This window comes from Halomonas sp. 1513 (assembly GCA_001971685.1).
Lineage (GTDB): Bacteria > Pseudomonadota > Gammaproteobacteria > Pseudomonadales > Halomonadaceae > Franzmannia.
The window spans coordinates 906,107-928,726 of record CP019326.1; the positions used below are offsets into that span (position 1 = coordinate 906,107).

General features: G+C 66.2%; 15 protein-coding genes and 2 pseudogenes. 9 read left to right on the plus strand and 8 right to left on the minus strand.

Translation table 11 applies throughout. The features are described 5' to 3' along the window. Positions 1–11: 11 nt before the first annotated feature. From BWR19_04175 to BWR19_04185, 3 genes are read left to right on the plus strand one after another with little or no spacing between them, the layout of a single operon-like run. Positions 12–1,244: a hypothetical protein gene (locus BWR19_04175; protein ID APX92202.1), complete on the plus strand. Its 1,233-nt coding sequence runs from the start codon at positions 12–14 to the stop codon at positions 1,242–1,244. Next, positions 1,241–2,749 (plus strand): NADH dehydrogenase, encoded by a 1,509-nt coding sequence (locus BWR19_04180; protein ID APX92203.1) that lies wholly within the window; start codon positions 1,241–1,243, stop codon positions 2,747–2,749. The genes BWR19_04175 and BWR19_04180 overlap by 4 nt, the downstream gene beginning before the upstream one ends. After that, positions 2,746–4,623 (plus strand): hypothetical protein, encoded by a 1,878-nt coding sequence (locus BWR19_04185; GenBank protein ID APX92204.1) that lies wholly within the window; start codon positions 2,746–2,748, stop codon positions 4,621–4,623. Before BWR19_04180 ends, BWR19_04185 begins: the two co-directional genes overlap by 4 nt. 46 nt (positions 4,624–4,669) lie before the next feature. On the opposite strand, the gene BWR19_04190 is transcribed toward BWR19_04185, so the two are convergent. Further along, a complete protein-coding gene (locus BWR19_04190) occupies positions 4,670–6,079 on the minus strand; it encodes a phosphate starvation-inducible protein PhoH (GenBank protein APX92205.1) in 1,410 nt (469 codons plus the stop codon). A 202-nt stretch (positions 6,080–6,281) separates the two neighbouring features. Next, entirely contained in the window at positions 6,282–7,307 is a 1,026-nt protein-coding gene (locus tag BWR19_04195) for a patatin (protein APX92206.1), read from the minus strand. 205 nt (positions 7,308–7,512) lie between these two features. Between BWR19_04195 and BWR19_04200 the strand changes: the two genes are divergently transcribed. Further along, positions 7,513–9,225 carry a pyruvate oxidase gene (locus tag BWR19_04200; GenBank protein APX92207.1) on the plus strand — a complete coding sequence of 571 codons (1,713 nt, stop codon included), beginning with the start codon at positions 7,513–7,515 and terminating at the stop codon, positions 9,223–9,225. Between the two features lie 345 nt (positions 9,226–9,570). Beyond that, positions 9,571–10,341 carry a nuclease gene (locus tag BWR19_04205; protein ID APX92208.1) on the plus strand — a complete coding sequence of 257 codons (771 nt, stop codon included), beginning with the start codon at positions 9,571–9,573 and terminating at the stop codon, positions 10,339–10,341. A 250-nt stretch (positions 10,342–10,591) separates the two neighbouring features. On the opposite strand, the pseudogene BWR19_04210 reads toward BWR19_04205, so the two are convergent. After that, a pseudogene (locus BWR19_04210) lies at positions 10,592–10,921 on the minus strand (recombinase XerD). Between the two features lie 182 nt (positions 10,922–11,103). On the opposite strand from BWR19_04210, the gene BWR19_04215 reads away from it, so the two are divergent. Further along, positions 11,104–11,772 (plus strand): restriction endonuclease, encoded by a 669-nt coding sequence (locus BWR19_04215; GenBank protein APX94890.1) that lies wholly within the window; start codon positions 11,104–11,106, stop codon positions 11,770–11,772. A gap of 86 nt (positions 11,773–11,858) precedes the next feature. After that, positions 11,859–12,268, plus strand: a pseudogene (locus BWR19_04220) (hypothetical protein). A gap of 91 nt (positions 12,269–12,359) precedes the next feature. Here the strand turns inward: BWR19_04220 and BWR19_04225 are convergent. From BWR19_04225 to BWR19_04245, 5 genes are all read right to left on the minus strand, one after another. Then, the gene (locus BWR19_04225) at positions 12,360–12,740 is read right to left on the minus strand and encodes a nitrite reductase (NAD(P)H) small subunit (protein ID APX92209.1); all 381 of its coding nucleotides are present in this window, start codon (positions 12,738–12,740) and stop codon (positions 12,360–12,362) included. A gap of 16 nt (positions 12,741–12,756) precedes the next feature. Further along, positions 12,757–15,261, minus strand: a complete 2,505-nt coding sequence (locus tag BWR19_04230; protein APX92210.1) for a nitrite reductase large subunit — start codon at positions 15,259–15,261, stop codon at positions 12,757–12,759. Then, positions 15,258–16,583, minus strand: coding sequence for an FAD-dependent oxidoreductase (locus BWR19_04235; protein APX92211.1), 1,326 nt, complete (start codon positions 16,581–16,583; stop codon positions 15,258–15,260). Before BWR19_04235 ends, BWR19_04230 begins: the two co-directional genes overlap by 4 nt. 291 nt (positions 16,584–16,874) lie before the next feature. Continuing rightward, a complete protein-coding gene (locus BWR19_04240) occupies positions 16,875–17,897 on the minus strand; it encodes a nitrate transporter NrtA (protein APX92212.1) in 1,023 nt (340 codons plus the stop codon). Beyond that, positions 17,894–18,487 (minus strand): hypothetical protein, encoded by a 594-nt coding sequence (locus BWR19_04245; protein ID APX92213.1) that lies wholly within the window; start codon positions 18,485–18,487, stop codon positions 17,894–17,896. Before BWR19_04245 ends, BWR19_04240 begins: the two co-directional genes overlap by 4 nt. A gap of 509 nt (positions 18,488–18,996) precedes the next feature. On the opposite strand from BWR19_04245, the gene BWR19_04250 reads away from it, so the two are divergent. Together BWR19_04250 and BWR19_04255 are read left to right on the plus strand one after the other, a co-directional pair. After that, positions 18,997–21,756 carry a nitrate reductase gene (locus BWR19_04250; protein APX92214.1) on the plus strand — a complete coding sequence of 920 codons (2,760 nt, stop codon included), beginning with the start codon at positions 18,997–18,999 and terminating at the stop codon, positions 21,754–21,756. Then, positions 21,716–22,618: a uroporphyrinogen-III C-methyltransferase gene (locus tag BWR19_04255; GenBank protein ID APX94891.1), complete on the plus strand. Its 903-nt coding sequence runs from the start codon at positions 21,716–21,718 to the stop codon at positions 22,616–22,618. The genes BWR19_04250 and BWR19_04255 overlap by 41 nt, the downstream gene beginning before the upstream one ends. Positions 22,619–22,620: the final 2 nt, after the last annotated feature.

The window sequence follows — 22,620 nt, forward strand, 5'->3', positions numbered from 1 at the left end:
CCGGCGGGCCGATGCCGTTTCCGCATGCCGACGGTCTGTCACTGCTGCTGATGGCGCTGACCACGCTGGTGGTCGGGGCCAGTGCGCTGCACGGCGTGCGCTATCTGCAGGCAAGCGATGCGCCGCGCCGCCGCAGCCTGCTGCTGTGGCCGCTGTTGGCGCTGCTATGGCTGGCGCTGTGCACGCTGTTCGCCAGCGGCCACCTGGTCGTCCAGTACCTTGCCCTGGAAGTCACAGCGCTGTGCGCTGTGGCACTGATGCTGCTGCCCGGCAGCCAAGCCTCGCGGGAGGCCGGGCGTCGCTATCTGCTGTGCACCCTCAGCGGCTCGCTGCTGCTACTGCCGTCAGTGGCCTGGCTGGCCAGCCAGCAGCCCGACCTGAGCCTGGTGGCGCTGGCCGAGGTCGAGGTCGCCCCCTGGTGGCTGGCGGTGGTAACGGCTGGGCTGCTGATCAAGATGGCGGGGTTTCCGCTGCACGGCTGGCTGCCGCCGGCCCACGCCGCGGCCTGGGTCCCGGTGAGTACGGTACACGCCGCGCTGGTGATCAAGGCCGCCTTCTTCATGGCCGTGAGCGTATGGAGCACGCTGGCACCGGCGGCGCTGAGCGGCGCGCAGCTGCTCGGCTGGCTGGGTAGCCTGGCCATCGTATGGGGCAGCCTGTTGGCCTGGCGCCAGACCGAGCTCAAGGGGGTGGTGGCCTACTCCACGGTGGCCCAGGTCGGCTACCTGCTGCTGCTGTTTCCGCTGCTGTTCGGCACCGCCGAGGCGGTCGCCAGCCTGGCCTGGCAGAGCACCTGGCTGCTAGTGATCAGCCACGCGCTGGCTAAAGCGGCGATGTTCATGGCCGTGGGCAGCCTGGTGCTGGCCATGGGGCGCGGTGACCTGGCGGGGCTGTCGGGCGTCGGTCAGCGTCTGCCGCTGTCGCTGCTGGTGTTCGGTCTGGCCGCGGTGTCGCTGCTGGGGCTGCCGCCGAGCGGCGGCTTTACCGCCAAGTGGATGCTGCTGCACGCGGCGATCCTCGCCCAGCAGTGGCAGTGGGTGGTGGTGGTCGCGGTGGGGACGCTGCTCGGCGCCGCCTATGTGTTTCGGGTCTTCCGCTACTGCTTTATCGTCCCCGATCAGGAGCAAGAGATCCGCGTGCCGCCGGTGTCGCTGGATATCATTGCGCTGCTGCTGGCGCTGGCCGCCATGGGCGCCGGTCTGGCCGCCGCGCCGCTGGTGTCGCTGATAGGAGGCCCGCCATGAACGACAACCCGGGCCTGCTGCTGGCGACCCTGGCCGCGTCGCTGCTGGTGGCGCCGCTGATCTTCCTGCTGCCGGAGCGCGCCTGGTTGGCGCGCACCTCGATCAACCTGGGCGCGGCGTTGCTCAAGCTGGGCCTGGTAGCGCTGATGGTGGCCGGGGTGGCCCGCGGCGACAGCTACGCCTTCGGCTTTACCGTGGTGGAGGGCGTGAGTTTTCAGCTGCGCGCCGACCCGCTGGGCATCATGTTCGCCGGGCTGTCGTCGCTGCTGTGGCTGTTCACCACCCTGTATGCCATCGGCTATCTGGAAGGCTCGCCTAATCGCAAGCGCTTCTTCGGTTTCTTCAGCCTGTGCGTGGCCAGCACCCTGGGCATCGCCCTGGCCGGCAACCTGTTCACCTTCCTGCTGTTCTACGAGCTGCTGACGCTCTCCACCTATCCGCTGGTGGTCCACCGCGGCACGCCCAAGGCGCTGGCCGCCGGGGCCACCTACCTGCGTTACACCGTCACCGGTGGCGTGCTGCTGCTGATCGCGGTGGTGGCGCTGCATGCCCTGGCCGGCGAGGTCAACTTCGGCCAGCGCGAGGTGCTGGCCGATCTGGGCCCTGAGTACCATCCAATGCTGATCGGCATCTTCGTGCTGCTGATGCTGGGGCTAGGGGTCAAGGCGGCGCTGGTGCCGCTGCACGGCTGGCTGCCCCAGGCGATGGTGGCCCCGGCGCCGGTCAGTGCGCTGCTGCATGCGGTGGCGGTGGTCAAGGCCGGGGCCTTCGGCATCGTGCGCGTGGTCTACGACGTCTACGGTATCGCCCTGAGCTATGAGCTGGGGCTGCTGACCGGGCTTGCCATCGTCGCCTCGTTCACCATCCTGTACGGCTCGCTGAGGGCCCTGGCCCAGGTCGATATCAAGCGCCGCCTGGCGTTCTCCACGGTCAGCCAGGTCTCCTACATCATGCTCGGCATCAGCCTGTTCGGCCCCATGGGGACCACCGCCGGGCTGGCGCATCTGCTGCATCAGGGGCTGATGAAGGTCACGCTGTTCTTCTGCGCCGGCAACTACGCCGAGGAGCTCGGCATCCACCGCATCGACGAACTGGATGGGGTAGGGCGGCGCATGCCCGGCACCAGCCTGGCGTTCACCTTCGGCGCGCTGGGCATGATCGGCATTCCCCCGCTGGTGGGGTTTCTCAGCAAGTGGTACCTGGGCATGGGGGCGATTCAGGCCGGCATGCCGTGGGTGCTTGCGGTGCTGGTCGCCAGCAGCCTGCTCAATGCCGCCTACTTCCTGCCGATCCTCTACCGGCTGTGGTTCAAGCCCGGTCCGCTGGAGGGGCGCGGTGAGTGGCCCGAGGAGCGTCGCCTGGGCCGGCTCGAGACCAGCGCCTGGCTGCTGTGGCCGGCGCTGGCCACGGCGGCCTTCAGCCTGCTGGCAGGGATCTTCGCCGGCCTGCCGTTCAGCCCGCTGAGCTGGGCCAGCCTGGTCGCGACCCAGGAGTATCTGCCATGAGCCTGGCGTACATGCTGTTGCTGACGGTGGCCTGGCCGCTGGCCGTGGCGGCGCTGGTGTCGGGTACCCTGGCCTGCCGCCACGGCCGCGCGCTGATCCAACAGCGCAGCTCGGGGGGCTATGTAATGCCGTCGGGCATCGCCGGCGACTGGCCGTCCCGCTGGCGCGTGGCGCTGTGGGTCAGTGCGCCGCTGCCGGCGCTGGCGGTAGCGCTGGCGCTGCCCGCGTCATCGCTGACGCTTGACTGGTGGCTGCTCGGCGGCGAGTGGCGGCTGGACGGCGTGCGCCGCGCGCTGCTCGGCTTCAGCGCGCTGCTGTGGCTGCTGGCCGGTGGCTACGCCCACGGCTACCTGGCCGGCAAGGCGCGTCGCGCGCGCCGCGGCGACCCGGATGCCGAGCGCGATCTGCAGGCGTTCGTGCTGCTGTGGCCGCTGACATTGGCCGGCAACCTGATGCTGATCCTGGCCGAGGATATTGCCAGCTTCTACACCGGCTTCGCGATCATGACCTTCGCCGCCTACGGCCTGGTGGTCAATGCCGGCAGCCGCGAGGCGTATCGCGGCGGTCGCGCCTATCTGATCATGGCGATCCTCGGCGAGGGCATGATCCTGGCCGGCTTGCTGTGGGCGGCGGCCAGCGCCGAGACGCTGACCCTGACCGGCCTACGCGAAGGGCTGGCGGTGGCGCCCCAGGCGACTGCCATGGCCACGCTGCTGTGGCTGGGCTTCGGCGTCAAGGCCGGGGTGATCGGCCTGCACGTGTGGCTGCCGCTGGCGCATCCGGTGGCGCCGACCCCAGCCAGCGCGGTGCTCAGCGGGGCGATGATCAAGGCCGGCCTGCTCGGCTGGTGGCAGACCCTGCCGCTCGGACTGACGGCGCTTGCCGGGCTGGGGCGGGTGGTTATGATCGCGGGACTGGTCGCGGCCTTCGGCGCGGCGCTGTATGGCGTGACCCAGCGCCACCCCAAGGCGGTGCTGGCCTACTCCAGCGTCAGTCAGATGGGCATGATGACCACGCTGGTGGGGCTGGGCCTTCTTGCCCCGTCGCTGTGGCCGGTGCTGGCTCCGGCGCTGGTGCTGTTCGCCGTGCATCACGGGCTCAACAAGGGCGCGCTGTTCCTGGGCGTGGGCATCACCGAGCATCCGCCGCGGCTGCCGGGCTGGCTGCTGTGGCTACTGCTGGCGCTGCCGGCGCTGTCGCTGGCCGGTGCCCTGGCCAGCGGGTTGAGCGCCAAGTGGGTGCTCAAGGCGGGCCTCTACGACGCCGGCTGGAGCTGGCTGGTCACGCTGCTGACCCTGGCCGCGCTGGGCACCAGCCTGTTGATGGCCCGCACCCTGTGGTGCCAGGCCCACGCCTGGCAGGAGGCTCGCCGCCATGGCGCTGCCCCAGCGCCTTCGTCGATGACCCTGGCCTGGGCGCTATGTGCGCTGCTGGCTGCTGCCGTGCCATGGTGGCTGACGCTGCCCGGGTCGCCCGCCGGCGCGGTGCAAGCCACCGACCTGCCGCCCTGGGGCGAGTTGCCCGGTCTGCTGTGGCCGGTGCTGCTGGGGGCGGTAGTCACCGCAGCGCTGGTGGTGGCCAGCCATCTGGAGCCGCGTCTGCATACCCGGTTAAGCCGTGCCGAACGCCTGCCGCCCGGCGACCTGTGGCCTTTTTATGTGCGCCTCACGCTGCTGCTGATGGGGGGGCTGCGCCGCGGGGTGGCGCGGCTGAGCAATGCCCAGGAGGCGGCGCAGGACATCACCGCCGACTGCGGCCAGCGGGCGATGGCCTGGTTGACGGCACTGCAGCGCGGGGAGGCCTGGCTGCGCCGCTGGGCGGTGCCGCTGATGGTGGTCATGCTCGCCGGGCTGTGGCTGGTGCTGGCGGGCTAGCGGCTGCGCCCCGGATCTCCGGGGCACAGCGTCTTGGCAGGGGGAATTACAGCAGTTCTTCGGCGGCCAGCGCCAGGCGCGAGCGCTCGACGCTCTTGAGGGTGATATGGCCGGCGTGGGGCCAGTCGCGGAAGCGTTCGACCACCGCCGCCATGCCGCAGGTGTTGGCGGTGAGGTAGGGCGTGTCGATCTGGCCGACGTTGCCCAGGCAGACGATCTTGGTGTTGCGCCCGGCACGGCTGACTAGCGCCTTGAGCTGCTTGGGCGTGAAGTTCTGCGCCTCGTCGATGATCAGGAAGGTGTCGTTCAAGGTGCGGCCGCGCATGAAACCCGGCGAGCGGATCTGTACCCGCGAGCCGAGCAGCTGGCGGGTGGCGCCGTTGTCCCAACTGGTGTCGCCGTCTTCATTACGCAGCAGGTTGTCCATGTTGTCGTGGAAGGCCCCCATCCACGGCGACATCTTCTCCTCCTCGGTGCCGGGCAGAAAGCCGATGTCCTCGCCCATGGGGATTGGCGCACGGGTGAACACGATGCGCTCGAACTGCTTGGCATCGAGGGTCTGCTGGAAGGCCGCGGCCAGGGTCATGAAGGTCTTGCCGGTACCGGCATTGCCGGCGATGGTGACCAGGTCGATCTCCGGGTCCATCAGCAGGTTGAGGGTGAAGTTCTGACGGCTGTCGTGGGCGTGAACGCCCCATACACCGGCGTGGTGACGATAGTTGGTGAGCAGCTGAAGCCGCGCCGCGTTGGGCGACAGTTCGCGCACGATGGCCTCGAAGTCGGCGCCGTTGTCGCTGTCCGAGACCAGCATGCCGACGTGCCAGTCGCGCGGCATCTCGCCGCTGAGCTGGTAGAAGGTATGGTGGTCGACGCGCTCGACCTTGACCTCGACGTTGAGACACTCCCACAGCCCGTTGCCATGCTCTCCGGCGTCGGCATAGACCTGGGCGCCTTCGATCATGGCGTCGCTGTCGGAGAAGGCGCGGTCGTTGAGGTAGTCCTCCACCGGCACCTTGAGGGCCGAGGCCTTGACCCGCAGGTTGATGTCCTTGGTGACCAGGATCACCGAGGCGTCGGGGCGTTCAGCGCGCAGCCGGCAGGTCTCGGCGAGAATGCGGTTGTCGGGGCTGTCCTCGAGGTTGTCGAGGGGCTTGAGGTCCTGGTAGCAGAGGAAGCGCAGGCGACCGCTCTCACCGCTGATGCGGGGGATCGGAATGCCCTGCTGGATGTCGTCGAAACTGACCTGGCTGGTGATATCGGAGAGGGTGCGGCTGACTTGCCGAGCGGTACGCGCGATCTCGCGGATGCCGTTCTTGTGCTTGTCGAGTTCTTCGAGCACGGTCATTGGGATGACCACGTCGTGCTCTTCGAACTGATAGAGCGCGGCGGGGTCGTGAATCAGGACGTTGGTGTCCAGCACGTAAAGCCGTGTCGCTTTCTTGTCGATTCGTACCATCGGTGGAAGCACTCCTTGGTTGACGGCAATGTCGACACTGGCAGTGACACCTTACGGTCATGTGACAGGCTGTCATCTGGTGCCCAGCGTCGCTTCCATGATGCGTGCGCTACCTTCCTCCTCTAGGTGTGTGGCGGTTATCCCTTCGACTTCAGCATGTGCCGCAAGCTCCCGTTTTGCCACTTGCGGCGTCAACGCTATGTCATTCCTGCTGCAGATAGACGCTGTCGATGTCCAGCGAGGAGCGCTGGCCGAGGTCGTCGAAGGACGCCTCGAGCCAGGCGTCGCAGGCCGCCCGGCCGCTGTCGCGCAGCTTGCACAGGAACGCCCATTCGGCGTTCATCTTGCTCGACACCGATAGCCCGTCGAGGGCGTCGTCGGCGCTGATGCGGTGGAACAGGGTGTCGCGGTAGCAGCCGATATCCATACCGCTGTCGCTGATCAGGCCCTTGAGCATGGCGGCCATGCGCACTTCCTTGATCAGCGATGCGTTGAAGGTGATCTCGTTCATGCGGTTGAGGATCGCCGCGGCGCTGGTCGGTACCTCGTCGCGCTCGATGGGGTTGATCTGCACGATCACGATGTCCCGCGAGCCGCACTCCTCCATCAGCGGGAACAGCGCCGGGTTGCCGACGTAGCCGCCGTCCCAGTAGGCGCGGCCGTCGATCTCCACGGCCTGGAACATGAACGGCAGGCAGGCCGAGGCCATCACCGCATCGGCGCTCATCTCCTCGCGACGAAAGACCCGCTGCTTGCCGCTCTTCACATCGGTGGCGCAGACGAACAGCTTGAGCGAGTCGCAGCGGCGCACTTGCTCGAAGTCGACCAGCTCGGCGAGCAGGTCGCGCAGCGGATTGAGGTTGAAGGGGTTGAACTGGTAGGGCGACACCACCCGGCTCATGAAATCCATCATCAGATAGCCGGGGGAGTGGTCGAGGCTCCAGTTGCCGAGCAGCATGTCCAGCGGGGTGCGCTTGATGGGGCTGGTCATGGCGGCGTCGCTGACCGCGCGCCAGAAGGCTTCGAGCCCTTCGCGGGCGGCTTGCTCGCCGCCGCGGGTCAGGCCCTCGGCCACCACCACGGCGTTCATGGCGCCGGCACTGGTTCCGCTGATGCCCTCTATTTCGATGCGCGGGTCTTCCAGCAGGCGGTCGATCACGCCCCAGGTAAAGGCGCCGTGTGCGCCGCCGCCCTGAAGCGCGAGGTCAATGGCTTTAGTCTCTGGCATGTCGCCTCCCTGGCGTTGATGCAATGCAATACGTGCTAGATACAGTGGGCACTGCCGCCGCCCTTCAAGTCAACGCTTAACGCAGGCGAGAGATTTGTCACCCGCCCGCGGCAGGGCCTAGGCTGGAAGATACTGCCGGTGCCATGAGGGCGGCGGGTTTATAAGGCAGCCACTCGGGTTGCCGTTGACGCGGAGGGATTCGCACATGAGCCAGAACGTAGCCGATATTATCGTCGAGACGCTACACGACGCCGGCGCCAAGCGCTGCTATGGGGTGGTGGGCGATACGCTCAATCACTTCACCGACAGCCTGCGCCAGAGCGAGATCCAGTGGGTACCGGTACGCCATGAGGAGGTGGGCGGCTTTGCCGCCGGCGGCGAGGCCTATATGACCGGTGAGCTGGCGCTTTGTGCCGGCTCCTGCGGGCCGGGCAGCCTGCACTTCGTCAACGGCCTGTTCGATGCCCATCGCAACGGGTCATCGGTAGTCTTCATCGCTTCCCAGGTGCCGATCGGCGAATCGGGCGTCGGCTTCCCCCAGGAGGTCGACCAGTCGCAGATCTTCAAGCAGTACAGCGTATTCTGCGAGACCCTGGTCTCCCCCGAGCAGGCCCGCCGCATGACCGCCATCGCCGCCCAGACGGCGCTGTCCAAGCGCGGTGTGGCGGTGCTGATCGTGCCCGGCGACCTGTTTACCCAGAAGCCCTCAGAGGACCTGCCCTACCGGGTGCACCGCTTCGACTACGCGCTGCGCCCCAGCGCCGAGTCGTTCGTACCGGCGGTCAAGCAGCTCAACCGTGGCGGCAAGATCTCGATCTTTGCCGGCTCCGGCTGCGAGCACGCCCGCGAGCAGGTGCTAGCGCTGGCGGAAAAGCTCAAGGCGCCGGTGGCCTGGACCTCACGGGCCAAGGACTTCATCGAACATGACAACCCCTATCAGGTGGGCATGACCGGGGTGTATGGGCTCGAGGGGGGCTATGAGGCGGTGGCCGAGTGCGACACCCTGCTGCTGCTGGGCTGCAACTTCGCCTGGACCCAGTTCTACCCCAACAAGGCGACCATCATTCAGGTCGATCATGACCCGGCGCAGATCGGCCGCCGCCACCCGGTGGATATCGGCCTGGTGGGCAGCGCCCGAGACACCTGCGAGGCGCTACTCGAGGTAATCGAGGAGCAGACCAGCACGCGCTGGCTCGACAAGTGCCGGAAAAGCTACCGCAAGTCGTTGGACAAGTCCGCCCATAACACCCGCGACGACGGCCTGATCCATCCCCAGGAGCTGACGCTGGCCATAGATCGCCTGGCGGCGGAGGATGCCTTCTTCACCGCCGATACCGGCAGCGTGAAGGTGTGGATGTTGCGCCATATCCAGACCCACGGCCGGCGCCGCACCCTGGCTAGCCTGCAGCACGGCACCATGGCCAACGCCTACCCCCAGGCGATCGGCATTCAGCTTGCTCATCCGCAGCGCCAGGTGGTGGCGATGTGCGGCGACGGCGGGCTGGCGATGCTGCTCGGCGACCTGCTGACCCTGGTGCAGGAGCAGATCCCGCTCAAGCTGGTGGTCTACAACAACGCCTCGCTGGGCTTCGTTGAGCTGGAGCAGAAGGTGGAAGGGCTGCTCGACGCCTTCACCGGCCTGACCAACCCCGACTTCGGTCGCGTGGCCGAGGCCATCGGCATGTGGGGCAAGCGCGTCGAGCGCGAGGACGAGCTCGACATGGCCCTCGCCGAGCTGTTCGCCCAGCCGGGGCCAGCCCTGCTGGACGTGAAGGTCAACCCCATGGAGCTGGTGATGCCGCCCAAGGTGGAAGCCGGCCAAGTCGCCTCCACCGCGCTCTACTCCGGCAAGGCGGTGCTGGCCGGGCGCATGGATGAGGTGATAAGCCTGGTCAAGAGCAACTTCCTCAAGCGCTGAATCAGTACGGGCGCCCGGTGGGTGCCCATGCTCTCCTTTATCCCGCACCAACCGGGCAGCATATCCGCTGCGTGCCGATGCGAAATAGGCGCTAGGGAATCGGCCATGTTGATCGAGATAATATGAAGCACGGCGCTGGTGGGCGTGCCGAGTGGGTCTCGGAAGGCCATAGCGATCTCGGCATGTATGACATCACTTACATGTTGTAAGACATTGCCTACGCTGAGACTACCATGGTCAAAAATACGGCGTGTTACGTAGATTTACAGATATGAAAACGTTAGCTTGGGACTAAGCGGGCAGTAGCAAAGGCCTGATGCCGTTCCACATGGCTGAGATGACATCTTGGATTACGCGATCATATTTGAAGCCGCAAGGCCGCTGTGGTGGGTGCTTCCTCTCGCCGTGCTCCTCGGCATCATCAAGTCTCGCTGGTTCAAAGGCATCTTCGGCGAAGCCTTCGTCAAGCTGATCGCCAAGGTGCGGCTGCCGGTGGAGGAGTTCCGGGGAGTTCACAACATCACGCTGCCCACGCCCGACGGCACCACCCAGATCGATCACGTACTCGTCTCCCGCTACGGCATCTTCGTCATCGAAACCAAGCACATGGCGGGCTGGATCTTCGGCAGCGAAAGACATGCGCAGTGGACCCAGAAGATCTACCGCAAGTCGTTCAAGTTCCAGAATCCGCTGCGCCAGAACTACAAGCATGTGAAAGCGCTGGAAGCCCTGCTCGACGTGCCGGCGGACACCATTCACTCGTTGGTGGTTTTCTCCGGCAGCGCCGTGTTCAAGACCAGGATGCCCGATAACGTCACCATCGGCGGCGGCTATGTGCGGTACATCAAGTCGTTCCGGAAGCCTGTGCTGTCGGACGCTCAGGTTCAGGACGTATTGGAAAGCATCACAAGCGGCCGGTTGGCGCCCAGCCGTGAAACTCACCGCCAGCACGTGAAACACCTCAAGGCCCGCTTCGAATCCAGCGCTGAACGAACATGCCCGAAGTGCGGAAGCGACATGGTACTTCGTACGTCGAAGCGGGGAGCAAACACTGGTAACCGATTCTGGGGATGCTCGGCCTATCCCAAGTGCCGGGAGGTGCAGGATGTGGCATAGGGCTGGGTATGAGGGGAGGGAGACTCAATGCGGACCTGCATCGTATGACTCTATCCACAAGATGCGGCTACGCATGCCGATGGTTCATTTGGTTAGCTGCATGTAATCACATGTTTCGAAGCGGGTTCACATCTCGATGGAGACATGTCTGTGGTTTCAGACCGCCAAGGAGGGGGCTGGTTAGCAGCATCCCCTGGCGGTAGCGTGCCCAGATTCCTCGCTTACCCTGATTCCAGAGGACTACCTTGCTCAGCACGTTCATCACTTCCTCATGAGATAAGACCACAGAGAGCCGGCGCGGCTGTTTGGCGCGTGAGAATTTACAGACATCCCCCAGTGGTTGCTCGAGGACATGGCGATACAGGAATACGAGGGCGTTAAGCGCCTGATTCTGAGTGGCCGCCGCCACATGGCGCTCCACTCCCAAGTGTTCCAAGAAAGCATGCACCTCGGAAGCATCCATGCTGGCGGGGAGTTGAATGCCGTGGAAACGGATGAAATAGCGAATCCAGTAGCAGTACGTCTTCTCGGTACGCGGACTATAGCGCTTCACCCGCATGGTGTTCTTCACGCATTGCATCAGCTTTGGAGGCGTGCCGGGCGTAGCTATCAGGACATCCTCACCAAGTTTCTGTATTTTTGGTACGGAATGAGCGCGCAAGCACGCGGATCTTGCATAGCAAGCCTAAATTTAGTTGGTTTTAATTTTTTGTTTTCACGAGGAGTTGAAGTTTGAGAGGCAATGTCATTTCTTACCTTGAGATGTGCCAGAAAGAAGGCACCAGCCTTCAGCGAGGCATGAATTTTCGGCTGAAGGGCCATCATTCCGTCATCCTCATGTCAGTACGACCCAACTCCCCTTATCGTGATGAGGTGCAGGATGAAGGTGCAGTCCTCATTTATGAGGGTCACGACGAGCCAAAGCGTAAAGGAATATCTGACCCCAAGGTTCTCGATCAACCTGAACGGCTCGCTAGCGGAACACTTACCGAGAATGGAAAATTCTATCAAGCTGCTCAAGGCTTTAAGGCGGATAAAAAAGGGCCAGACATTGTTCAGGTCTACGAAAAAATAAAAGCCGGCATTTGGACCGACAATGGATTTTTCCACCTGGTAGATTCGTGGACTGAGAATGATGGGTTCAGGAATGTTTTTAAATTCAAGTTGGTGGCTGTAGAAAGCATTTCTGATGAATCAGCCGCAGAAGAAGTTTCCAGTCACTTATCTGAGCGCAGCCGCATTATTCCGACCAGCGTAAAATTAGAGGTTTGGGCGCGCGATGGCGGTAAGTGCGTAACGTGCGGCGCAACCGATGAGCTGCATTTTGACCACATTCTCCCGTACTCGAGAGGTGGAACATCACTGAAAGCCGAGAATATCCAGTTACTGTGTGCTCGCCATAACCTCAGTAAGAGCGCGAAAATTCAATGAAAAAACATGACAACCGCATTAACTCGGACTGTAAGTTTCGCTGCGCTCCTTGCCTGCCGCAGAGCCAGGCGTTAATCGGTAGAGACATGGAACCAGCCATCCAAGAAGAAATCAGCGGTGTGGTATTGCGGCTAGCGCTACCCTTGCGGGCATCAGCTATGCGGAGGCCAAGCGTAGGGCAAACGCTCTGGGAATTTACGCCGTAGACCCGACACTCTGGTCGGAGACAGCCCACGTTCGCAAGCTTCTACGTGAACTCGGTATTGAGGCGTCACCGACAGAAACACCCTTCGAGTCGTGGGAGTGTCTGCCAGACAAGGCCCTCATGGCGATCAAATGGCGCCTGGAGCAGGGCAAACCATTCTGGCATTGGGTCGTGTTTGTCAGAGAAGGTGGCGAGGCGGTGGTGCTGGACTCCAAAAAGGCATTGAAATCGAATGTCCGCCGGGATTTCGGGCGCATCAAGCCCAAATGGTACATTGAGGTAACTAATTAACAGGCCATAGTCTGTCCTTAGTTGTAGCTACTCCCTAAAAGCCGCCAGTGCGCTGAGCACTGGCGGCTTTTTTGTTTCACGCCGACCTACCTCAGGCTTCGATCACGACCTTCTCGCCGTCGAAGCGCGCCGGCCAGGTGCGAAGCGTCACGCTGTCATCCTCCACGCAGCTGCCGTCCTCGAGGCGGAAGTGCTGCTTGTAGATCGGCGAGGCGACGACGGCGTCGCCCTTGATATCGCCGACGATGCCGCGGGCAATCACGTTGGCATCGGAGAAGGGGTCGTGGTGGTCGATGGCATAGAGTTCCTGGGCATGGCCTGGCAGGTAGAAGATCGCCACTTGGGCCGGGCCCTCGGCGGTTTCGAGCCAGGCGGCAACGCCGGAGAAGGCGACCAGGTCGGCCTTGCTGCAGATGGTTTGCCAGGTCACGTCGGTGTGTGCCTCATCTTTTAGTGCTGTCGCAGTGTTCATGGATGCATCCTGTTGATTAAGCGGGGCGCAGCTGGCCGCGTTCACTGGTCATGATGATGTCCGGATCCGGGCGCGCGTCGTTGACGAAGCTGCGGAAGCGCTTGAGCTTCTCCGGGTCGCTGATGGCATCGGCCCATTCGCACTGGTAGTTGTCGATCACTGTCTGCATCTGGCGCTCGAGTTCGTCGCCGAGGCCGAGGCTGTCGTCGAGGATCACGTCCTTGAGGTAATCCAGCCCGCCCTCGAGGTTCTCGCGCCATACCGAGGTGCGCTGCAGGCGGTCGGCGGTGCGCACGTAGAACATCAGGAATCGGTCGATGGTGCGGTAGAGCTGCTCGTCGTCGAGGTCGGTGGCGAACAGTTCGGCGTGGCGCGGGCGCATGCCGCCGTTGCCGCAGACGTAGAGGTTCCAGCCGTGCTCTGTGGCGATCACGCCGATATCCTTGCTCTGCGCCTCGGCGCATTCGCGGGTACAGCCGGAGACGCCGAACTTGATCTTGTGCGGCGCGCGCAGGCCCTTGTAGCGGTTCTCGAGCTGAATCGCCATGCCCACGCTGTCCTGCACGCCGTAGCGGCACCAGGTGCTGCCGACGCAGGATTTCACGGTACGCAGCGACTTGCCGTAGGCGTGGCCGGTCTCGAAGCCGGCCTCGATCAGCTCGCCCCAGATATCCGGCAGGTCCTCGAGGCGGGCGCCGAACAGGTCGATGCGCTGGCCGCCGGTGATCTTGGAGTAGAGGCCGTACTTCTGGGCCACCTGGCCGAGCACCACCAGCTTGTCCGGGGTGATCTCGCCGCCGGCGATGCGCGGCACCACCGAGTAGGTGCCGTTCTTCTGCATGTTGGCCATGAAGGTGTCGTTGGTGTCCTGCAGCGGCACATGGGCAGCATCGGTGATCGGCTCGTTGAAGCAGGAGGCGAGAATCGAAGCCACCGCCGGCTTGCAGATATCGCAGCCGAGACCGTGGCCATGTTTCTCGACCAGCTCGCCGAAGGTCTTGATGCCCTCGACGCGGACGATGTCGTAGAGCTCCTGGCGGGTGTGGGCGAAGTGCTCGCAGATCGACTGGTCGACCTCGACGCCGCGGGCGGTCAGCTCGTGGTCCACCACGCTCTTGAGCAGTGCGGCACAGCCGCCGCAGCCGCTGCTGGCCTTGGTGTCGCCCTTGACCGTGGCCAGGTCCACCGCGCCGGCGTCGATGGTGGCGCAGATATCGCCCTTGGTGACGTTGTGGCACGAGCAGATGGTGGCGGTTTCCGGCAGCGCGTCCGGGCCTAGCGCCGGGGCGCCTTCGCTGCTCGGCAGGATCAGCGAGGCGGGGTCGTCGGGGAGCTCGAGCCCGTTGTCGTAGTACTGCATCAGGGTGTCGAAGTAGCCGTTGTCGCCCACCAGCATCGCCCCGAGCAGCTTCTTGCCGTCGCTGGAGACCACCAGCTTGCGGTACTCCTGCTTGATCTGGTCGAGGTAGCGGAACATCCGCGCGCCGGGATTCTGGTTGCCGTGGGCGTCGCCGATGGAGCCGACGTCGACGCCGAGCAGCTTGAGCTTGGTGCTCATGTCGGCGCCCTGGAAGTGCGTCTCGCCGCCCATCAGGTTCGACAGGGCCGCCTTGGCCATCTGGTAGCCGGGGGCGACCAGGCCGAAGATGCTCTGCTGCCACAGCGCCACTTCGCCGATGGCGAGGATCTGTGGATCGCTGGTCAGGCACTGGTCGTCGATCACTACGCCGCCGCGCTCGCCGATCTCCAGCCCGCAGTCGCGGGCCAGCTCGTCGCGGGGGCGAATGCCCGCCGAGAACACGATCAGGTCGGTCTCGAGGATCTTGTCGTCCTGGAACACCATGCGATGACGCGCGTTGTCGCCGTCCTCGATGCGCTGGGTGGCGCGCTCGGTGAGTACCTGAACGCCGAGCGACTCGATCTTCTCGCGCAGCAGTTCGCCGCCCTCGGTGTCGACCTGCATCGGCATCAGCCGCGGGGCGAACTCGACCACCGCGGTGTCCAGGTTCAGGCCGCGCAGGGCGTTGGCCGCCTCGAGCCCGAGCAGGCCGCCGCCGACCACCACGCCGGTATTGGCCTGCTCGGCCGCGGCGCGGATGGCGTCGAGGTCCTCGAGGGTGCGGTAGACCAGGCAGCCCTCACGGTCGTTGCCGGGGATCGGCGGCACGAAGGGGTAGGAGCCGGTGGCCAGCACCACCCGGTCATAGGGGGTGCGGCCCTGGTCGGTGACCACCTCGTTGACCTCGCGGTCGAGGGCAAACACCGCCTCATTGAGGCGCAGCTCGATGCCGTGCTCGGCGTAGTAGTCGGCGGTGGACAGGGCCAGGGAGTCGGCGTCGCGGCCGCTGAAGTACTCCGAGAGGTGTACGCGGTCGTAGGCCAGGTGGCGCTCCTCGCCGAACACCGTTACCTGGTAGCGCTCGAGGGCACCCTGCTCGACGAGCTGCTCGACGAGGTGGTGGCCGACCATGCCGTTACCGATGATGATCAAGCGCTGCTTGGTGGATGCGGGGGTAGTCATGCGGCCTCCTCGACGGGGCGTTCTTGATGAGCGGTATCGGCGTCGCGGTCGGCGTCCTCGGCGGCTGCATCGAGCAGCGCCTGGACATCGGCCGGGCCGAAGAGCAGAGCCTGGCGGCAGGCGTTGAGGTCGCTGCCGGCCAGGGCGTGTTCGAAGGCCCAGGGGCCGATGCGGGTATCGCCGTAGAGCACCACGCCCTCCAGGCGGCCATCGCGCAGCAGCAGGCGGCGGTAGTCGCCGTTTTCGGGGTCGTGGTAGCTGAGCACGTCGTGCTCCGGGGCCGCCTCGGTGGGGCCGAAGGCGTAGAGCGACACGCCGCTGATCTTGAGCTTGGTGGCGCTGGGCTGCTCGACGTAGCCGCGTACCGCCTCGCCGGCGAGATGGGCGGCGAGTACCTCGACCTGGCGCCAGATCGGCTCGACCAGGCCGTAGGTATGCTGCTCGAACTGGCAGCACTCGCCGAGGGCGTGAATCGCCGGGTCGCTGGTGGTCAGGTGGGCATCGACCAGGATAGCGCGGTCGCTGTCGAGCCCGGCGTCGCGACCCAGTTCGGCATTGGGGGTGATACCCGCGGCCACCACTACGCAGTCGGTGGCCAGGCGGCGGCCATCTTCGAGGCGGACCGCGGCGACCCGGCCGTGGCCGTCGTCCTCGAGGGCGGCCACCCGGGCGTCGGTGACGACCGTGAGCCCGCGGCTGGCGAGCTCAGCCTCGAGTAGGCCGGCGGCGGTAGCGTCGAGCTGGCGGTTCATCAGCCGCGAGTCGCGCTGCAGCACACTGACCGCCATGCCGCGCTTGCGCAGCCCTTCGGCGGCCTCCAGGCCGAGCAGGCCGCCGCCGATCACCACGGCGCTGCCGCCATCTTGTGCGCACTCCGTGAGGGTGGCGGCGTCCTCCAGGTCACGAAAGCCGTGGACGCCCTGGAGATCGATGCCGGGCACCGGGGGCATGGCCGGGCGCGAGCCGGTGGCCAGCACCAGGCGGTCGTAGTCGAGCCGGCGTCCGCTGGCGGTGATCACCTGGCGCGCTTGGCGCTCGATGCGCTCGACGCGCTCGCCGAGAATCAGCTCGACGCCCTGCTCGGCGTACCAGTCGGCGTCGCGCAGGGTCAGGGCGGCGTGGTCCAGTTCGCCGGCCAGCAGCGGCGAGAGCAGGATGCGGTTGTAGGCCGGCACCCGCTCGGCGCCGATCACGGTGATGCTTGCCGGCGGCGCAGGCCGGGCCAGCAGCGCCTCGACCAGCCGCTGGCCGGCCATGCCGTTGCCGATGATCAGCACGCTTTCGCGGTGATCAGGGCCTGCGGGCATGGGGCCTTCGGGCATGGAAGCTTGGGGCGTTAGTGTCATGTCGGTCGACTCCTCGATGACTGGAGCATGCGGCCAAAAAAAAGACGCCTCGGCGTCCTGCTGGAGCAGGAAGCCAAGACGTCTGTGTCCGGTGGTGACGGTCGCCATTGACCGTCGGGCGACCGCGATGCCGCCGAATATTGCGTTGCCCTAGCTAAAGCAAGCTGCCTGCCAACCGGCAGTAATTTCGTCTTTTGGTAGGATTTTCAGTCGACTGGAGGCGTGGCGCAGGGGAGAGGCTGGCCCCATGACGGGGCCAGTTGCACGTCAGTGGTGCAGGGCGCGGTCGAAATGCACGGCGCTGTAACACTCGCCGAGGGTGGCGAGATCGAGCTGCTGGCCCTGATCGCGCAGCTGCTGGTCGATCTGTTCGGCGAGCAGCTCGGTAAACGCAGGGTCGGGGCGCAGCATATCGCGGCCGCAGAGCCGCTGCCGCAGCGGCGGGGCGTCGATGGGCAGGGTCTCGAGATGGCCCACCGAGCGGTCGAGGTAGGGCGGCAGGGCCAGCCAGTCGCGGGCCTGCAGGCGATTGGCCGGCGACTCGGCCAGCCAGTCGCTGGCGGCGATCAGCGCGTGAATCAGCCGGGTTAGCGTTGCCGGGTAGCGATTCGCCCAGGAGCGGGTCACGCCGAGGACCTTCTCCGGCTGCTCCGGCCACAGCTGGGCCCCGCTGGCGACGATGCGCCCGGACTGGCGGTGCTCGGCGAGGCTGCCCCAGGGCTCACCGACACAGAAGCCGTCGATCTTGCCCTGCTGCATGGCGTCGACCATGCGCGGCGGGGGCAGCGCCACCAGCTCGACGTCGCGATCGGCATCGATCCCGCCCAGGCACAGCCAGTGCCGCAGCTGATAGTGCTGGCAGGAGTGGGGGTAGACCATGCCCAGACGCGGCCGCTCGCCACCGGCGGTGAGGTAGCCGGCCAGGGCGTTGGCGCTGGCGGCCGGGTCATCGCCCAGGTCCGCCGTGCAGGCGTCGGCCAGCGCCTGGGAGAGTACGATGGCGTTGCCGTTACGGCTCAGGGTGATCGGCGCCAGGGTATCGCAGGGCGCGCGCCCCAGCCCCAGGCTCATGGCCAGCGGCATCGGCGCCAGCATATGGGCGCCGTCGAGTAGCCCGGCGGCGACCTTGTCGCGCAGCGTCGACCAGGCGTTCTGGCGCGATAGCGTGACCTCGAGGCCCTGATCGGCAAACAGGCCGCGCTCGCGAGCGACCACCAGCAGCACGCAGTCGAGCAGCGGGATAAAACCCAGCTGCAGGCGCTGCAGCTCGGCCGGAGGGAGCGTGTTCATAAGCCTTTCTCTAGTCGTTCGAGGATATCGATGACGCTCGTGGCGACCTCGGCGATGCGCTGGCCGCGGTCCATGGCTAGCTTGCGCAGCATTTGGTAGGCCTGCTCTTCGTCACAGCTCTGGTGACGCATCAGCAGTCCCTTGGCACGTTCGATGCGTTTGCGCTCGGTGAGTTGCGTACGGGTGCGGTCGAGCTCCTGGCGCATCGATTGAAAGGCTTCGAAGCGGGCGATGGCGACCTCGATGATCGGCTCGACCCGCCCCTGGGCCAGGCCATCGACCACATAGGCGCTGACCCCGGCCTTGAGCGCCGACTGCATGGTCTCGGGGTCGTGATGGTCGGCGAAGAACACCACCGGGCGCGGGTTCTCGCGGTTGAGCTGGGTCATGCTGTCGAGGATGTCGCGGTCCGGCGATTCCATGTCGATGATCACCACGTCGGGCTGATGCCTGGCCACCATCTCGTTGAGGCTGGCAGGGCTCTTGAGGTGGCAGATCACCCGATGACCTTCCCTGACCAGCGCCTCCTCGACCATGGCGGCGCGCACCTCTTCATCATCGACCAGTAGAACATCAAGCGCTGGGGGCATGGTGTGGGCTCGTCTAGCAGTGGTTGAGGCGCACGTACTTAGGTACTGCAAGTTATATTCCACGTCGGCTCATAGAGCGTCTGCGAAAGGGCTGCACTCGTCTTCGTTTTTGCAAACGCCCTCTCCGTGGCCGGCGGGGCGGCGCAGGCGCTGCCGGTGGGTGGCGTCGAGTGCCTGCGGCAGGCTGCTGCGCCGCATCATACTGGTGCAAAACCCAGGCCAAGCGCAATGCTGTGGTGCGATCAGCGCCGCCGCTGGCGATCCGCGGCGGTGTCGTCGGCTCGCTGGCGGGCCCGGCCCGCGGGGCAGTGGCGGTGGGGCAGGGCCTAGCTGGCATGGCGCTTGCTTGGTATGTGCCTAGCACCATGACTACAGCATAGATAATTGCCGAGGGCCAACGCCGGCCCTCACCCGACAACGACGTCCACTATCGGCATCCCCAGATGCCGATAGTGGGCGTTTTTGCGTTTTAGCCCTTGCATCGGGCGGCGGCGAAACGAGGAGTCACCATGTATCAGGCCGATGATTCAGCGCCGATATGCGATCGAGCAAAGACCACCTGCCCCTACTGCGGGGTAGGCTGTGGCGTGACCGCAACCATCGAGGATGGGGCGATAACCGCCGTGGAAGGGGATCGCCAGCACCCGGCCAACTATGGGCGGCTGTGCGTCAAGGGCTCAGCGCTGCACGAGACCCTGGGCCAGCAGGGGCGCCTGACCCGGCCGTGGGTTGATGGCGCCGAGGTCGATTGGGACACGGCCCTGGACGCCGTGGCCAGCCGCCTCACGGCGGTCCGCACCGAGCATGGCAATCAGGCGCTGGCGGCCTACCTCTCCGGCCAGCTACTGACCGAGGACTACTACGTCGCCAACAAGCTGTTCAAGGGGTTTCTCGGCACGCCGCACCTGGATACCAACTCGCGGCTGTGCATGGCCTCGGCGGTGGCCGGCTACAAGCGTGCCTTCGGCGCCGATGCGGTGCCGTGCTGCTATGAGGACCTCGAGGAAGCCGAGCTGGTGGTGCTGGTGGGCTCCAACCTGGCCTGGAACCATCCAGTGCTCTATCAGCGTATCAAGGTGGCCAAGACCCGTAATCCGCTGATGCGGGTGGTGGTGATCGATCCGCGGGTCACCGACAGCTGCGAAATCGCCGACCTCTATCTGGGGCTCAAGCCCGGCAGCGACGCGCGCTTGTTCAACGGCCTGCTGAGCTGGATGGCGGCCAAGGGCAAGCTGGACAAGCTGTATCTCACGCGCCATACCCAGGGCTTCGACGAGGCGCTGGCCGCGGCCCGCGAGCAGGCCAGCGACCTCGAATCGGTGGCCGCCGACTGCGACCTCGACGCCGAGGCGCTGGAGACCTTCTATTACTGGTTCGCCAGCCAACTGCACGTGGTCACCCTCTACTCCCAGGGCGTCAACCAGTCCTCCAGCGGCACCGACAAGTGCAACGCGATCATCAACTGCCACCTGGCCGGCGGCAAGCTGGGCCTGCCTGGTGCCGGCCCTTTCTCGATCACCGGCCAGCCCAATGCCATGGGCGGCCGCGAGGTGGGCGGGCTGGCCAACCAGCTGGCCGCGCATATGGACTACCACACCCCCGGCGCCATCGACCGGGTGACCCGCTTCTGGCGCAACGCGTCGCTGACGCCGACCCTGCCCGAGGGCCCGGGCCATAAGGCCGTCGAGCTGTTCAGTGCCATCGAGCGCGGTGAGGTCCAGGCGCTGTGGGTGATGGCCACCAACCCGGCGGTGAGCCTGCCGGACGCCGCCCGGGTGCGCGCGGCACTGGCCAAGTGCCCGCTGGTGATCGTCTCCGAGTGCGTGACCGACACCGACCTGCTGGCCTATGCCGATATCGTGCTGCCGGCCTCGAGCTGGTCGGAGAAGGACGGCACCGTAACCAACTCCGAGCGCTGCATCTCGCGCCAGCGCGGCCTGCTGCCGCCCCCCGGGGAGGCGCGCCACGACTGGTGGATCATGTGCGAGGTCGCCAAGCGGCTGGGCTACGGCGAGGCCTTCGACTACACCCACCCCAGCGAGATCTTCGACGAGCATGCCCGGCTCTCGGGCTTCGAGAACGCCGCCGAGCCCGCGGGCGCCAGGCGGCTGTTCGATATCTCCGGACTGGCGGGCCTCGACCGCGCCGCCTATGATGCGCTGGCGCCGATCCAGTGGCCGGTCACCGCCCAGGCGCCGCGGGGCACTGCGCGGCTGTTCGAGGATGGCCACTTTGCCACCGACAACGGCCTGGCGCGACTGGTGCCGATCACCCCGCGTGGCCCCGAGCAGCGCCTGAGTGCGGCGCGGCCGTTGCGCCTCAATACCGGGCGTATCCGCGACCAGTGGCATACCATGACCCGCACCGCACGCGCCCCGCGGCTGATGAACCACCGCGCCGAACCCTTTATCGAGGTGCATCCCGACGATGCCGCGGCGTACGGCGTCGCCGATCAGCGTCTGGCGCTGCTGAGCAGTGAGGCCGGCGAGTATCGCGCCCGGGTGCGCGTCGCCAAGAGCCAGCGTGCCGGTGAGGTGTTCGTGCCGATGCACTGGAGCGACCGCTTTACCAAGCAGGCGCGCAGCGGTGCCCTGATCAGCGGCCACACCGATCCGCTCTCGGGGCAGCCGGAATCCAAGCACGGCGCCGTGGCCCTGGCGCCGCTGAGTACCGCCTGGGAGGCCACCCTGTTAGTTAGCGAAGCGCTCAGTGAAGCGCTCAGCGACGCTGCGCCCTGGTGCGAGAGCGACTACTGGGCGCGCATTCCCATGCGCGGCTGCCAGCGCTGGCAGTTGGCAAGCGGGCAAGTCGAGCACGACTGGCTCGAGCGCCTGGCGGCCTGGCTGCCCGAGGCGGCGACGCTGTGGTGCGAAGATGCCGGCGATGGGCGGCTGCGTGCCGCGGCGGTGCGATATGGACGACTCTGCTGGTGGGCCATGGTCGGCCCGCCCGCCGAACTGCCCGGCCTGGCCTGGCTCGAGCAGCGCTTCAACGACGCCGAACTGAGCGACACCCATCGCCGCCGGCTGCTGGCCGGCTGCGACGACGGCGCCGCCGATAGCGGCCCCACCATATGCAGCTGCCACCAGGTCGGCCAGAAGGCGATCGTCTCCGCCATTCGCGACGGCGATACCAGCGTCGAGGCGCTGGGCGCCCGGCTCGCCTGCGGCACCCAGTGCGGCAGCTGTATTCCAGAACTCAAATCCCTGCTCGAAGAGGAACGCACCCATGCGCGCACCAAGCCGACCCCTGAAACCCAAGTGGCCTGACGCCTTGGTCCGCCTCAGCCAGCGCATGACGCGCTACTTCACCGCGCTCGGCGGCGAGCCTTCAGGCGCCACGCCCGGCGTGGCGCTGGGCGGCGAGTGTCGCCCGGGCAAGGTCTACCTGGTCGGCGCCGGCAGCGGCGATGTCGAGCTGCTGACCCTCAAGGCCGCGCGGCTGCTGCAGCAGGCCGATGCGGTGGTCTACGACCGCCTGGTGGAGGAGGAGGTGCTGGCACTGATCCCCGCCGGCCGCGAGCGCTACTACGTGGGCAAGGCACGCGGCCACCACAGCGTGCCCCAGGCCGAGATCGGTGCGCTGATGGTGCGCCTGGCCGGCGAGGGCAAGTCGGTGGTGCGCCTCAAGGGCGGCGACCCCGGGGTGTTCGGGCGCATGGGGGAGGAGCTGGCCGCCCTGGCGCAGGCCCAGGTGCCCGCCGAGATCGTGCCCGGCATTACCGCCGCCTCGGCCGCTGCGGCGAGCATGGGCATTCCGCTCACCGACCGCGGCCATGCCCAGCAGCTGCGGTTCGTCACCGCCCAGCTATGCCGCGAGGACGGCACGCCGGACTGGGCCTCGCTGGCGCGCCGCGACGAGACCCTGGTGTTCTATATGGGGCTCTCCAAGGTCGCCGCCATCTGCGCCGGGCTGCGCGACGCCGGCCTGCCCGGCGACTGGCCGATCATGCTGGTGGCCAACGCCAGCAAGCCCGAGCAGCAGTCACTGATCGGCAGCCTGGCGGATATGCCGGCCCGGCTGGCGGATCAGCCGCTGCCCTCGCCGTGCCTGATCGTGGTTGGCAGCGTGGTGCGCATGGTGGCGACCAGCCCCGTGGTGCAGATGCACGCCTCGAGCCAGAGTGTTTAGCC

Coding starts and splice junctions, on each gene's coding strand:
- BWR19_04240 (APX92212.1), bottom strand. CDS start 17,897: ATGAACACGCTCCCTCCGGCCGAGCTGCAGCGCCTGCAGCTGGGTTTT.
- BWR19_04230 (APX92210.1), bottom strand. CDS start 15,261: ATGACTACCCCCGCATCCACCAAGCAGCGCTTGATCATCATCGGTAAC.
- BWR19_04255 (APX94891.1), top strand. CDS start 21,716: ATGCGCGCACCAAGCCGACCCCTGAAACCCAAGTGGCCTGACGCCTTG.
- BWR19_04180 (APX92203.1), top strand. CDS start 1,241: ATGAACGACAACCCGGGCCTGCTGCTGGCGACCCTGGCCGCGTCGCTG.
- BWR19_04185 (APX92204.1), top strand. CDS start 2,746: ATGAGCCTGGCGTACATGCTGTTGCTGACGGTGGCCTGGCCGCTGGCC.
- BWR19_04190 (APX92205.1), bottom strand. CDS start 6,079: ATGGTACGAATCGACAAGAAAGCGACACGGCTTTACGTGCTGGACACC.
- BWR19_04215 (APX94890.1), top strand. CDS start 11,104: ATGTGCCAGAAAGAAGGCACCAGCCTTCAGCGAGGCATGAATTTTCGG.
- BWR19_04225 (APX92209.1), bottom strand. CDS start 12,740: ATGAACACTGCGACAGCACTAAAAGATGAGGCACACACCGACGTGACC.
- BWR19_04175 (APX92202.1), top strand. CDS start 12: ATGCCGTTTCCGCATGCCGACGGTCTGTCACTGCTGCTGATGGCGCTG.
- BWR19_04250 (APX92214.1), top strand. CDS start 18,997: ATGTATCAGGCCGATGATTCAGCGCCGATATGCGATCGAGCAAAGACC.
- BWR19_04200 (APX92207.1), top strand. CDS start 7,513: ATGAGCCAGAACGTAGCCGATATTATCGTCGAGACGCTACACGACGCC.
- BWR19_04245 (APX92213.1), bottom strand. CDS start 18,487: ATGCCCCCAGCGCTTGATGTTCTACTGGTCGATGATGAAGAGGTGCGC.
- BWR19_04195 (APX92206.1), bottom strand. CDS start 7,307: ATGCCAGAGACTAAAGCCATTGACCTCGCGCTTCAGGGCGGCGGCGCA.
- BWR19_04235 (APX92211.1), bottom strand. CDS start 16,583: ATGCCCGAAGGCCCCATGCCCGCAGGCCCTGATCACCGCGAAAGCGTG.